The following is a 13993-nucleotide window of genomic DNA, read 5'->3' on the forward strand; positions in this document are numbered from 1 at the left end:
CGTAGAGGCAAACCTCTAGAATAGTTCGCATGCCTAAGAAGAAATCCCTCACAACTCGTCGCGTGTTAGCACTGTTCCTTACGTACATCACATTGTGTGTTGCAGGTGGTGTAGTATCAAGTATTTTATTTGTGCCAGGAGTGATGAGCGTAAACAGCGTGGTCAAGTCTGTTGTGCCTTCTCTTAGAGTTGATGGCATTGATTTTGACGTTACGGCTTTACCTCAAAAGTCGCGTTTATACGCTTCTGATGGCAAAACAGTTATAGCAACATTTTATGCTCAAAATCGTACTGTTGTGCCATTAAGACGCATATCGCAATACATGCAGCAGGCAATGGTTGCGCGTGAGGATCGTAGGTTCTTTGAACATTCAGGCGTTGATGTGCAAGGCGTTATGCGTGCGTTTGTGCAAACGTTTATTAAAAAGTCTGATATGCAAGGTGGATCGTCTTTAACACAGCAATACGTTAAGAATGTTCTTATGATCAAAGCTAGAGAAGACAATGATCCTATTTCGGAATATCATGCTGCAGAAAGTACTGTTGCTAGAAAATTGCGAGAAATGTTAATCGCAATACAAATGGAGAAAAAATACTCTAAGCTAGAGATTTTACAGGGATATTTAAACGTTGCACAGTTTGGTAGTAATAATCTTTACGGTGTAGAAACTGCTGCAAAACGCTATTTTAATACCACTGCAGCCAATCTTAATCTTGTTCAAGCTGCGACTATTGCATCAATCACAAAGAATCCTTCTAGGTACGATCCTTCTATTGAAGAAAATCAGCCTGAATCGCAGAAGCAAAGAAATATAGTTCTTGATTTAATGCTTCGACAAAACTTTATAAGTCAAAAAGAACATGATGATGCGGTTACAACACCAATTAAAAGCACTCTTAATATTCAGCATGAAGTTGCTAACGTCGGTTGCCAGGCTGCTGGAGATGCAGCATTCTTCTGTGATTATGTTACTAAGAAAATCTTGAATTCTAGAGAATTTGGCAAAACAACTGTAGCAAGGCAGAAGCTGCTTAATGAAGGTGGCTTGGATATTTACACCACAATGGATATAACAGCTAACACAACCGCCATGAATACAGCTAGGGCCACTATACCTGTTAATGATCCTAGTGGTTTTGAAGTCTCTATAGCTGCTATAAAGCCTGGTACTGGTGAAGTTCTTGGTTTTGGAAGCAATCGTATTTATGATGCGACCGATGCGGCGAGGTCTGACCCTACTCACACAGCTATTAACTACGCTGTAGATGAACAAGACGGTGGTGGCTTAGGCTGGCAGATTGGTTCTACTTGGAAGCCAATCAATCTTGTTGCATGGATGCTTGCTGGAAAATCAATTAATCAGCCTGTACGAACAAACACGTTCTATAACAATACTGAATTTTCGTGCGCAAGATATAAAGGTATAGGGCGTTGGTCTGTGAGAAATTCAGATGGTGGAACTGTTAATCCAGAAACACCGTTAATGGGTTTGGTGCATTCTCACAACACGATTCAGGCTGCTATGGGTGCTCAGCTTAAGCTGTGTGCAGTGGCAGAGGCTGCGAAAACACTTGGATATCACAATTCTCCAATAGGCCAGGAAGACGTATTTTCTAAGAATTCTCTAAATCCTCCTATGGTGATTGGTGCAGTTCAGGCTTCTCCACTAACAATGGCAAATATTTACGCAACATTGGGTGCTAATGGTGTTCAATGTGACCCTATTGCAATCAAGCGTGTTATTGATAAAAACGGTAGACGTTTGCGAGTACCAAGCGCTAATTGTCATCAGGCTATACCGAAAAAAATTGCTCAAACTGTAGCCTATGCTATAAATCAAGGTGTTGCTCAACCTAGTGGTGTTGCGCATGCTGCTCAATTAGCTGGTGGTCGTAAAACTTTTGCAAAAACTGGTACTAACGAACAGTATTACATGACTACTGCAGGATTTGTGCCAAATAAGATTAGTGCTTTTGTTGCAATTGGAAACGCTGAAGTGCAAAAGAGCTTCAACAACATGAGAATTAATGGTGTTTATCGAAGCGCTTGGTACGGTGTTTACATTGCAACTCCAGCTTGGAAAAAGTTTATGGACGATTATCTAAAAGCGGCAAACGTTCCTATCGACAATGAATATGGTAAGCCAGATTCAAAGTATATGGCTGGTGGAAAGATGCCGTCATTAACTCCGCAAATGCGTCAGGAAGATTATGCAGAGCAACAGCGTAAGCGCGATGAGGATGCTCGTAGACAGGCGGCTCAAGATCAGGCTCAGTCTCAGGCAAATCAGGGTGCGGCTTCGATAGATCCTGCGACTGGTGGATCGTCGGTTACTGGCGATGGAAGAACGAGTACATCTTCTGGTTCTACGTACGGTAATACAGATGGAACAGGAGACGCATCTTCTGACGATAATTAAGATTCATCTGGTTAGTTGAAAATATTATTAAAAAATCAGCTGGCATTGAGGTATTGTGCGAATACTTCGATACCAGCTGATCTATTGTAATTTATTGTTATCTATTCTGGTTTTTTTTTTAATCTACATCAGCTGAAACTGCATCTTTAACTGTTTCAAACCCATCTTTTCTGAGTAAATCAGCAAGTCCGCGCTTTAGAACAGTTATTTGTTGAGGACCTCTATACATAAGAGAAGAAACGAACATCACTAGGTCAGCTCCACTTCTAATCTTTTCATAAGCTTGTTTTGCAGTAAATACGCCACCTATTCCAGCAATAGCAAACCTGTTGCCAAACTCTTTACGAGTATTTTTAATAAGATCATTACTCGCGGCGAATGTAGGCGCACCAGAAATTCCACCCTTCCAATCTTCTGGAATATTCAATCCTTCGCGGTTCTTTCGCAGATTTGCAATGCTCACGCCATCAACCTTATGTGCGCTTAAAACGTCTAACAAAGACTTAAATTGAGGCCATCCGCCTTTTAGATTCAAAGGCATTTTTACAAGAGTTGGCTGAGGGCGATCAACTTTATCTAAAACATTAAAAAGCTTATCTAAAGCTTCTGGCTCGCTAAAAGGCTCGCCAGCCATAGTGTTTGGACAAGAAATGTTAACCTCAATCATGGAGCTTTTGCCACTTGCTCGCTCCATAGATATGCGATAATCTTCAATACCTTCGTCTAAATCACCAACAAGATTATCATTGGTGCGCGCAATGCTCACAGAAACGCGCATGCTTTTAGCATTAGTCCACGCTTTTTCCACTCTAGGAATCACAAACTCGCTGCCATCGTTAGCAAGACCCGCATGAACAAGAAGAGAATCATATTGCGGAAGCCTATGATACCAAGGTTTAGCGTTTCCTTCGCATGGGCGGGCAGTTGTGGAGCCAACTGTTTCAAAACCAAAGCCAGCGTTGTCTAGAACTGTGCACAAATCGCAGTTTTTATCGAGTCCTGCGCTTAAGCCAAATGGATTCGCAAAATCCACTCCCATAACTCGCGTTTCTAAAATTGGATCCGTGTAATTGAGCATTTGCCGCAAAAGCCACATTAATCCAGGAATGCGCTCGCTTGTTTTGCAAAATGCAATCATTCTATCGTGAGCTTCGTCTGGTGGAATGTTAAACACTAAGTGCGGCTTAATAATGTGCTTGTAGCTAAAAGTAAATAAGTCTGTTGTAGTTTTGTTCACAGCATTGTGTAAAGAATTTTCAGATACATAACTCATAACTCAATATTATACGACATTCAATATTATGCGACTTTCCGCTTTTTGTTGTTGATTTTGGTGTGTTGAGCTACAAAATGCGGAGTTGTTTTTCCGAGTTTGTACCAAATTTGATCTAAATCACGTACAATCTCGGGCAGGTCCTGTCGTTCGCGCGGTCTAAGCGCTTTACCGCGCATAGTATAGTAGCACAGCTATATTTGTGAGTTATGCCTACTTATGATTTGGGACTAGAACGCGTATCGCTTGAATTTGCAACAAAAACTATTTTTAGAAATGTGACTCAAGGCGTTTTTGAGGGAGACCGTATAGGAATTGTTGGAAAAAACGGAGACGGAAAATCCACGCTTCTTAAGCTTCTTGAGGGTAGTATGGACCCAGATTCTGGCAGAGTTACGCGTAGAAGCGGATTGACATTTGGCATTTTAAGCCAGCGAGATCCGCTGGACGATAATGCTACGGTTCGCCAAGCTGCATTGGAGAATCGCCAGGATTATGAGTGGGCTGCTGATTCAAAGTCTCGCGAAATTGTTGAGGCTCTTCTTGGCGGAATCAATCTTGAAGCTAAAGTTGGTACGCTTTCTGGAGGTCAGCGTAGGCGTGCGGATTTGGCTAGGTTGCTGTTGCATGATTGGGATATTTTGGCTTTGGATGAGCCTACGAATCATCTTGATGTGCTTACAATTCATTGGCTCGCAGAGCATCTTTTGCACAGGTGGCAAGACGGGCAGGGCGCGCTTTTGCTCGTTACGCACGACAGGTGGTTTTTAGACGAAGTTTGCTCTTCTATGTGGGAAGTTCACGATGGTGTGATTGACCCATTTGAAGGCGGATACAGCGCGTACATGATGCAGCGCGTTGAGCGCGAACGCCAGGCGGATGTTCGCGAGGAGCGCAGGCGGAATCTGGCTCGTAAAGAGCTTGCGTGGCTTTCTAGAGGTGCTCGTGCGCGTTCTACCAAGCAAAAGTTTCATGTTAAGCAGGCTCGTGAGCTTATAGCAGATGTTCCACCTATGCGAGATACTCTTGAGCTAAAAAGAATGGCAACTTCACGTCTTGGTAAGCAAGTTGTTGATTTGATTGATGTTACGCAAATTTTTGAAGATTCGTCAAAGCCTGCTGGAGCCGATGCAGATATTGTAAAATCACCATTTTCTCAGCCTACACATGTTGGTAGCGTCGCGATTTCTGTAGAAGAATCGCCAGAAGCACCATTAAAAGAAACATGTGCAGCATCGCAAAAAACTATTACAGGTCGTATGCTTTTAGACAATCAAACGTGGCTGATAGGTCCAGGAGACAGATTTGGCATAGTTGGTGCGAATGGTGCTGGAAAATCAACGCTTTTGAACATAATAGATGGCTCTTTGCATCCGACTAAAGGTCACGTAAATATTGGTAAAACTGTAAAATTTGCTGTGCTTTCTCAGCGCTTAGAAGAGCTGGAAAAGCTTGGAAAATATAAGGTTAAAGAGGTTTTGAGTAGATATAAGCCAAGTTACATAATCGACGGCAAAGAAGTGACTCCTGGTCAGCTTATGGAGAGGCTTGGTTTTAAGCCAGAGCAGCTTATGACACCAATTGCAGATCTTTCAGGCGGCCAGAAACGCCGCATGCAATTGCTTTTGATTCTTCTAAACGAGCCAAATGTGTTGATAATGGACGAGCCTGGAAACGATCTAGACACAGACATGCTTGCAGTTATGGAAGATTTACTAGACACATGGCCAGGCACTTTGATTGTTGTATCTCACGACAGATACTTGCTTGAGCGAGTGACTGATCAGCAATTTGCATTGATTGACGGCAAGATTCGCCATCTTCCAGGCGGAGTTGACGAGTATTTAAAGATTATGGAAGACTATGAGCGCGCAAATATGCAAGAATCTAAGGCAGATTTTGAGGCGAGTTCTGGGGCGGTTGCTGGCGATTCGTCAGATGTGGATTCTGCGAAAAAATCCAATCAAAAATATGAAGCAAAATTAAGCGGAAAAGCTTACTACGATGCTACTAGAAGAGTTTCAGCAATAGAGCGAAAACTAGAAAAGCTTGAGGAAGAAAAAAGCGAGATTGAGCAAAAAATGGCTAGCCATAATCCTAGCGATTTTGTTGGCTTGCAAGAGCTTAACGAGAAGTTACAGGCGAATCAAAGTGAGTCGAGCGCGTTAGAAGAAGAGTGGCTTGCGCTTAGTGAGCAAATTTGATGCAAAAGTCTACAGTTTTTGCATTGCGATTTTGCTCAAGATTAATGCTGCATGCTAGTTAATGCCGCGTGCTAGATTGTTGAATTATGGCTCAAATTAAGGATATGTTGGAATCTGTAAAACCTATTCGCTTTGATGGCAGAGATGTAGACGAGTTGCGACCAGTAAAAATCACGCGCAATTTTACAAACGTGCCAGAAGGCTCCGTTTTAATCGAGTGTGGTAACACGCGCGTTATGTGCACTGCCACTTTTACTATTGGAGTTCCGCGTTGGAGACGAGACACTGGTTTAGGTTGGGTTACAGCCGAATACTCAATGCTTCCAAGAGCCACTGCCGAGCGCACTGATCGCGAGTCTGTTAAGGGCAAAATCGGCGGCCGCACGCACGAGATTAGTCGCCTTATTGGTCGCTGCCTTAGAGGTGTTATAGATATGAAGGCAATGGGCGAGTGTTTGATTCAAATTGATTGCGATGTTCTTCAAGCAGATGGCGGCACGCGTACAGCTTCGATTACGGGCGCATATGTTGCTCTTGTAGATGCGCTAAATTGGGCAGAAAAGCACAAGCATATTCGTAGTGCTAAAAACGTTCTTAAAGACTCTGTTTCTGCTGTTTCTGTAGGCGTGATTAATGGCACTCCAATGCTTGATTTGCCGTATGTAGAAGATAGTCAAGCAATGACAGATATGAATGTTGCTATGACTGGTTCTGGCAATTTTATTGAGATTCAAGGCACTGCGGAACATCGCCCGTTTAATCGCGATGAGCTTAATGTTTTGCTTGATTTGGCAGCTAAAGGTAATCGTGAGCTTCAGGCTGCTCAGCGCGCTGCTTTAAGTCAAAATTAAATAAAGTTTATATCTATATCTGTTTATTCGATAAATTACTAAGGAGTGGCGAGCGTGAAACTTGTTGTGGCAACGCATAATGAGGGTAAACTCGTTGAAATTAAGCGGATTCTTAACGAAGAGTTTGTGGAAATGTCGGAGCATATTGAGCTTGTTACTGCTGGCTCTTTGGGGCTTCCAGATCCAGTAGAAACAGGCGTGACTTTTGAGCAAAATGCGTTAATCAAAGCTAGAGATGTTTCTTTAAGAACTGGTTTGCCTGCAATAGCAGATGATTCAGGTTTGATTGTAGATGTTCTCGGAGCTGCTCCAGGAATATTGTCTGCGCGTTGGAGCGGTGTTCATGGAGATGATAAGGCGAATAATGAGCTTTTGCTTAAACAGCTTGAAGACATTCCAGATCAGTGTAGAACAGCACGATTCCGCTGTGCTGCAGCTTTAGCTATTCCTAAGGGTTGTGGTGAAACAGAACTTGAAAACAGTATGTGGAAAACAAATGGTTTTGAAACTGTTCGCGTTGGAGAAATGGTTGGTAGACTGATTAGAGTTCCACGCGGAGAGAATGGTTTTGGTTACGATCCGCTTTTTGTACCAGATAATCAGCCTGTTAGAAATGGCATTCAAATGCAGGATTTGACAAGTGCTCAGCTTAGTCAAGAAGAGAAGAACGCCATTTCACACAGGGGCAGTGCGTTACGAGCGCTTTTGCCAGAGTTAAAAGCTATGTTCCTTGGGCAAACTAAGTAAATAAACTAAGCAAACCAGAAGTAAACTATCTGATTTGTAAAATTGGATTTGCGATTTTTAATCTGTGAACAAATCTTTAGATATGATAATGCGATTTTCAGCAACCTGCTTTAAATGCTTGCCATAATTGCTTTTACCATATTTTTCTGCCGACTCAAGCAAACGCTCGCGACTAATCCACTGGTTTTCGTACGCAATCTCCTCAAGAACTGCGATTGGCAGCCCTTGCGCTCGCTCTATTGTGCGCACAAATTCGCCAGCTTCGTAAAGCGAGTCCATTGTGCCAGTGTCTAGCCACGCGTATCCGCGACCAAGAGTCATAACGTTTAGTGAGCCATTTTCTAAGTACATTTTGTTAAGGTCCGTAATCTCAAGCTCGCCGCGTGCGCTCGGCTTAACTTGTTTTGCAAACTCTGTAACTCTGGAATCGTAGAAGTATAATCCTGTAACAGCATAGTTCGATGCTGGGTGTTCTGGTTTTTCTACTATGCTAACGGCTTTGTGATTTTCATCAAATTCCACAACGCCGTATCTTTCTGGGTCGTCTACGTAGTAGCCGAATACTGTAGCACCGTGTTCTACGCGTGCAGCGTGCTTTAAAATAGCTCCCAGGCCATTTCCGTAGAATATATTGTCTCCAAGCACGAGCGCGCAAGAATCGCCGTTTATAAACTCTTCTCCGAGTATAAATGCTTGAGCAAGACCGTCTGGCGATGGCTGAACTTTGTAAGATAAGTTGATTCCAAATTGTTCTCCGCTTCCAAGTAGCCTTTCAAAATTCGGCAAGTCTTGAGGAGTAGAAATCACAAGAATATCTCGGATTCCAGCCATCATAAGCACGCTAAGAGGGTAATACACCATTGGCTTATCGTAAACTGGCAAAAGCTGCTTAGACGTTACTGTAGTAAGTGGGTATAGGCGTGTGCCAGAACCGCCAGCAAGAATAATGCCTTTCATCTTTGAAACATCCTTTACTTGTTGTTTTGTTCAATTCTATTTACGTAAGACTCAAGCAAATCTTCCCAATCGCATGGCGTAAATCCAACGGACTCGATTTTTTGCAAGTCAAGTGCGCACTTGTGTGGTCTAGGAGAGCCATTAGATATGCGCGTGTAATCGTCTACGCGATTTGCTTCGATTTTGCTTGTGTCTACATTAAGTTGTGTAAACACTTTTTGAGCAATATCGTGCCAAGACGCGATTTTTCCTGAACCTGTAAGATTGTATGTTCCGTATTGTGCTTGAGTGTTTAGAAGATGGAACATGCCTTTTACTAAGTCGCTTGCAAAAGTGAGTCTGCCAGTTTGATCTATTGGCGCTTGAACACTAACAGATTCGCCATTTTTTAAACGGTTTGCAAAGTCAATCATGCGCGTTACAAAGTTTCGTCCTTCTCCGACAATCCAGCTTGAGCGAATAATATAATGCTGTGGAACGTTTGCTACTAGAGAATCTGCTGCAGCTTTTGTTTCGCCGTACACGCCTAGTGGTGCAAAGTCTTCGTTTTCTTTGTGATTTTCTTGAGTGCCGTCGAAAACATAGTCGCTTGAGATGTGCACAAGAGTAATGTGGTGTTCTTGCGCTATTTTTGCAAGATTTGCCACTCCTTTAACGTTGCTATTCCACGCGGCTCTTCGCCCTTGTGGCGTTTGCGCGCCATCTACAGACGTGTATGCTGCTGTGTTAATAATCGTTCCGTACAAATCCCAGTCGTAGCGGCTGTAATCGTCTTTATTTGCTATATCGAAGCTATCTAAGTCTACGTACTCAAATCCTTCTAAATCATGCTCTTGAGCATAATTTTGTATTGCGCGACCAAGTTGACCGTTGCATCCAGTTACAAGAGTGCGTTTTGATGCCATTGGCTTTGCGTTTTTTAGCATTGGGTGGTGTAAGTCAGCTTCGCTTCGCTCGGATTCTTCTAAAGGTATTGGCCAATTAATGTGTAAATCTGGGTCTGCAAGGTTTACAAAAGTGTATGTTTTCTTTTGCTCTAGTGACCAATGTGCGTTTACTAAGTAAGTGTATGCCGTGCCATCTTGCAAAGCTTGGAAGCTGTTTCCTACGCCTCTAGGAACGTAGATTGCTTTGCTAGGGTTTAGTGTGGTTGTGTACACTTGACCGAAGCTCTGCCCTGGTCTTAAATCCACCCATGCGCCAAATACTTCGCCAGTAGCAATGCTTATGTATTTATCCCATGGCTCTGCGTGGATGCCTCTGGTTACTCCGCGTTTTTCGTTGAACGAAATGTTGTTTTGTACGGGTCCAAAGTCGGGGAGACCTAGAGCCGTCATTTTTGCGCGCTGCCAGTTTTCTTTGAACCATCCGCGGTTATCTCCGTGTACTGGAAGATCAAACACGATTAAACCTAGAATATTGGTTTTTGTAACGCTTAGTTCTTTTTCAAATTCCATAGCATCCTACAAATTCTTTATTTTTGATTAGATTTATGACTATTTTTGGCTAGATTTGCATACAATTTGTATACAAGCAGACTTGACTTTTAGGCGATTCACTGCCCTTGAGCTTTGTACTTTGCTTCGGTTGCGCTTTTAGAGCCTTCCCACCATGCTCGATTTTCCGTGTACCATTTGATTGTTTGCTCTAAGCCTGTTGTAAAGTCTGTGTGCTTTGGCTTCCATCCAAGCTGCGTTTGTAGCTTTGTGCTGTCGATTGCGTAGCGGCGGTCGTGGCCTGGGCGATCTTTTACAAGGTCAAAGTCGTCTGCATCTTTGCCCATCATTTCAAGAATCATGCGCAAAACTGTTATATTGTTTTTCTCGCCATTTGCGCCAATCAAGTACGTGTTTCCAAGCTCTCCCTTTGTGAGGATTGTCCAAACAGCACTGCTGTGGTCTTCTGTGTGAATCCAATCTCGAACGTTTAAGCCTTGACCATACAACTTTGGCTTAATGCCTTCTAAAATATTTGTGATTTGGCGCGGAATAAACTTTTCAACATGCTGATATGGTCCATAGTTGTTTGAGCAATTGCTGATTGTTGTGTGCAAACCGTATGTGCGAGTCCATGCGCGTACCAACATATCGCTTGCCGCTTTTGTGGAGCTGTATGGGCTGGATGGGTGGTATGGCGTCTCTTCTGTAAATTTAGCTGGGTCGTCTAATGCCAAATCTCCGTACACTTCATCGGTAGAGATGTGGTGGTATCGAATCCCGTATTTTCTAACTGCTTCGAGTAGTCTAAAAGTGCCTTCAACATTGGTTTTAAGAAATGGTTCTGGGTTTGCAATGCTGTTGTCGTTATGAGATTCTGCAGCGTAGTGCACAATAGCGTCGTGCCCTGGAACAAGCTTATCTAAAAGCTCTGCATCGCAAATATTGCCGTGAACAAAGTCAACTCTATCTTCTGGCAATCCTGCAATGTTTTCAATATTTCCGGCGTACGTTAACGCGTCTAGTACCGTTACGTGCGTTTCTGGGTGATTGTTCACTACGTAGTGCACAAAATTAGACCCAATAAAGCCGCATCCGCCAGTTACAATTATGTTTTTTGGCTCAAAGTTTGTTGTGTTACTCATGTTTTCCATAATATCCTCTTATATGCCTTTTGCTTTTTAGTTTTGATTATTGTTTAAGATTGTTGTTTATGCTTTATTGTTTAAGCTTTCTCGCATTGCGTTAAATGCTGGCTCGGCTTGACCGTCGTAAATCATGTGTGAATGAGACAGCACTATGCAGCGAGAACAAAGTTGCTTAATTTGATCTTCGCTGTGCGAAACAATTACCATTGTTTGCCCTCGTTTTTGCTGCTCTTTAAGCCTAGTAATGCACTTGTGTTGGAAAGCTTCATCTCCAACTGCAAGAATTTCGTCGATTAAGAATATGTCTGGATCGCTGTGCGCTGCTACAGAAAACGCCAATCGTAAGAACATTCCAGAAGAGTAGAACTTAACTTCTGTATCCATAAAAGGCTCTATTTCGCTAAAGTCTACTATTGATTGGTATTTATCGTCTATTTCTTCTTTTGTCATTCCAAGAATTGCGCCGTTAAGATACACGTTTTCGCGACCAGTTAAGTCGGCAGCAAATCCTGCTCCAACTTCGATTAGTCCTGCGATTCTTCCGCGCGCACAAACTTCGCCTTCGTCTGGTTGCATAACTCCAGAAAGCATTTTAAGCATAGTAGATTTTCCAGATCCGTTCATGCCTATTAGTCCAACAGTTTCGCCGCGTTTAATAGTAAAACTAACATTGCTTAAAGCTGTAAAGTTTTGTGTCTCGTGCTTTTTAGACGGCGGTGTTAGCAAGTTTACAATCGACTCTTTAATCGAATGATTTGCTCGCAGCGAGAATCGTTTAGTAACGTTGGAAACGCTTAACACAACGTCTTCTGGAAGTGTGTTATAAGGCTTATTCATATATAACTCCTGCTGCTCTTAAAAGTAAAATCCACAAAATCTTAGTAAGCTTAAATTTCTTGAGCAAACTTGCCTTCAAGATGTCTAAATGTAACTTCGCCAATAAGTAATACAGCAAATGCGACTACAAGGCTTTCGCAAAGTCTTAAAGACCAAGCTCCTGCAAATTGGAAAGTGCGATCTGTGGCATTTAGCCAGAATCCGCGGTGGAATGCTTCAACGCTTATTGCAATAGGATTTGCATAATACATCTCTAAAACCCATCGTGGTGCGTGAGCTGCAACCATTTGCCACGTGTAGAAGCACGGCGCAAGCCATACGGCAACCATTGCTACTAAGTCTGTAATATTTTCTGCATCTCTGTAAAAAACGTTGATTGCTCCAAAGAATAATCCAAGACCAAACGCAAACGTACACACGCTAATAAATCCGATTATTGCTATTATTATGCCTGCAAAATCTGGAATCCACCCCATGCATAAAGCTCCGATTATAAGCACGATTACTTGTGGGAAAAAGTGCACAAAAGCAACTCGTAGCGATGCAAGTGGGAATAGCTCTCTAGGAAGATAGATTTTTTGTATTAAGCCAGCATTAGAAAGTATTGATCTTGTGCAATTAGAGAATGCTTCTACAAAAAAGTTTGTTACTATAATTCCACTAAAAAGGTACAGTGGGTAGGCTTGAATTCCGCCTCCGCGGCCAAGTCCTAAGAAAATTCCCATTGCAACGTAGAACACTACAAATTGCGTTATTGGCTTTACGTACGTCCAAGCCATACCGAGCCACGAACCGCGATATCTTATTCGTACTTCTTTTTTTACAAGTAAGTCAAGCAAATAAAGGTACCTTGGAATGTCTATCAAACCTTTGCTTCTACCAGGGTGATAGATGGCGTCAGACTTTGTTGTCATCGCTGCCTTTCTTACAAAATTTGCAGTGTGTATGCACATATAACTTTGTTAAGTTTACATTTGGGGATTGATTTGATTCAATATTTGGCTAAATAGTTGGTTAAATATTTGGTTAAATTATGCGCAGTATTGTGAGCAGTATTATGCGAGATATTATGTTCAGCATTATATGTAATAATTTTAGCTTTTAGATTAATTGTTAATGTGATTATGTTGTGATTATTTTGTGATTTTTATGTGATTATTTTGTGCTTATGTTGTTCTATTTATTTTGGCATGTTTGAAAGTTTTTATACGCTGCTAAACTGAAAAATTATGAGTAAGCGAATTCTTGTTACTGGTGCTGGTGGGTATATTGGTCGTCACGTTGTTAAAGCTCTTTTAGATGCAGGTGCTAGCGTAATTGCTTCCGACTTGCGTTTAGACGGTGTTGATGAGCGAGCAACGCGTATTGAAGCGAATATTTTTAGCGATGATGCTGATTTGTTTGCAAAGCTTGGGTCTCCAGACGTTTGCTTGCACATGGCTTGGCGCAACGGTTTTAAGCATGCTGCAGACACTCACATGGAAGATTTATCGAATCATTATCGATTTATTCGTCTTATGCTTTCGGGTGGCTTAAAGCAGATTGCTGTTATGGGTTCTATGCACGAAGTTGGCTACTGGGAGGGTGCTATTGACGAGAACACGCCTTGCAAGCCAGCTTCTATGTATGGCATTTCTAAGAATGCTTTGCGTGAAGCTACTTTGCTTTTGGGCAAAGAGTATGATGCAACTGTTCAATGGATTCGCGCATACTACATTGTTGGCGACGACGCTCGTGGAAACTCTATTTTCTCTAAGCTTCTTCAAGCTGCTCAAGAAGGAAAGAAGACTTTTCCGTTTACTACTGGAAAAAACAAGTACGATTTTATTAATGTAGACGTGTTGGCTAAGCAAATTGCTGCAACCGTTTTACAAGATAAAGTAAATGGCGTAATTAATTGCTGCACGGGGGAGCCTGTTTCTCTGGCAGATTGCGTTGAGCGTTACATTCGCGAGAATAATCTTGATATTTCGCTTGAGTATGGCGCATTCCCAGATAGACCATACGATTCTCCAGCAGTTTGGGGAGATAATAGCAAAATCCAAAAGATTATGAGTGATTTTCTAAAATAGTTATTGCAAATCGTAACTTTTCTGGATTTTTAATGCTAAATTATGGTT

The 13993-nt window shown here is 42.2% G+C and carries 11 protein-coding genes; 5 read left to right on the forward strand and 6 right to left on the reverse strand.

The genetic code is table 11. The features are described from left to right. Positions 1-29 precede the first annotated feature (29 nt). Complete coding sequence (locus HXT19_RS01260) at positions 30-2420, forward strand: transglycosylase domain-containing protein (RefSeq protein ID WP_101887907.1); 2391 nt, start codon at positions 30-32, stop codon at positions 2418-2420. A 118-nt stretch (positions 2421-2538) separates the two neighbouring features. Here HXT19_RS01260 and HXT19_RS01265 read toward each other — a convergent pair whose 3' ends face one another. After that, a complete protein-coding gene (locus HXT19_RS01265) occupies positions 2539-3693 on the reverse strand; it encodes a quinone-dependent dihydroorotate dehydrogenase (RefSeq protein WP_101887906.1) in 1155 nt (384 codons plus the stop codon). 209 nt (positions 3694-3902) lie between these two features. Between HXT19_RS01265 and HXT19_RS01270 the strand changes: the two genes are divergently transcribed. The 3 genes from HXT19_RS01270 to HXT19_RS01280 all read left to right on the forward strand — a co-directional run bounded on the left by HXT19_RS01270 (position 3903) and on the right by HXT19_RS01280 (position 7495). Continuing rightward, positions 3903-5897, forward strand: coding sequence for an ABC-F family ATP-binding cassette domain-containing protein (locus HXT19_RS01270; protein ID WP_101887905.1), 1995 nt, complete (start codon positions 3903-3905; stop codon positions 5895-5897). A gap of 86 nt (positions 5898-5983) precedes the next feature. Continuing rightward, positions 5984-6748 carry a ribonuclease PH gene (rph, locus tag HXT19_RS01275; protein WP_004112121.1) on the forward strand — a complete coding sequence of 255 codons (765 nt, stop codon included), beginning with the start codon at positions 5984-5986 and terminating at the stop codon, positions 6746-6748. A gap of 54 nt (positions 6749-6802) precedes the next feature. Beyond that, positions 6803-7495 (forward strand): non-canonical purine NTP pyrophosphatase, encoded by a 693-nt coding sequence (locus tag HXT19_RS01280; protein ID WP_004116970.1) that lies wholly within the window; start codon positions 6803-6805, stop codon positions 7493-7495. 57 nt (positions 7496-7552) lie between these two features. Here HXT19_RS01280 and rfbA read toward each other — a convergent pair whose 3' ends face one another. From rfbA to HXT19_RS01305, 5 genes are all read right to left on the reverse strand, one after another. Next, complete coding sequence (rfbA, locus tag HXT19_RS01285; RefSeq protein ID WP_004112125.1) at positions 7553-8452, reverse strand: glucose-1-phosphate thymidylyltransferase RfbA; 900 nt, start codon at positions 8450-8452, stop codon at positions 7553-7555. Positions 8453-8466: 14 nt separating this feature from the next. Continuing rightward, positions 8467-9909: a sugar nucleotide-binding protein gene (locus tag HXT19_RS01290; protein ID WP_422119720.1), complete on the reverse strand. Its 1443-nt coding sequence runs from the start codon at positions 9907-9909 to the stop codon at positions 8467-8469. 98 nt (positions 9910-10007) lie between these two features. After that, a complete protein-coding gene (gene rfbB, locus HXT19_RS01295) occupies positions 10008-11042 on the reverse strand; it encodes a dTDP-glucose 4,6-dehydratase (RefSeq protein WP_174191000.1) in 1035 nt (344 codons plus the stop codon). A 57-nt stretch (positions 11043-11099) separates the two neighbouring features. Beyond that, a complete protein-coding gene (locus HXT19_RS01300; RefSeq protein WP_373271522.1) occupies positions 11100-11771 on the reverse strand; it encodes an ABC transporter ATP-binding protein in 672 nt (223 codons plus the stop codon). A gap of 152 nt (positions 11772-11923) precedes the next feature. Further along, positions 11924-12787, reverse strand: coding sequence for an ABC transporter permease (locus tag HXT19_RS01305; RefSeq protein ID WP_004125563.1), 864 nt, complete (start codon positions 12785-12787; stop codon positions 11924-11926). A gap of 315 nt (positions 12788-13102) precedes the next feature. Here HXT19_RS01305 and HXT19_RS01310 point away from each other — a divergent pair, with 315 nt between their 5' ends. Then, complete coding sequence (locus tag HXT19_RS01310) at positions 13103-13945, forward strand: NAD-dependent epimerase/dehydratase family protein (RefSeq protein ID WP_422119721.1); 843 nt, start codon at positions 13103-13105, stop codon at positions 13943-13945. The last annotated feature ends 48 nt before the right edge of the window (positions 13946-13993 follow it).

It is taken from the genome of Gardnerella sp. DNF00038 (assembly GCF_049262855.1).
GTDB classification, from domain to species: Bacteria; Actinomycetota; Actinomycetes; order Actinomycetales; family Bifidobacteriaceae; genus Bifidobacterium; species Bifidobacterium vaginale.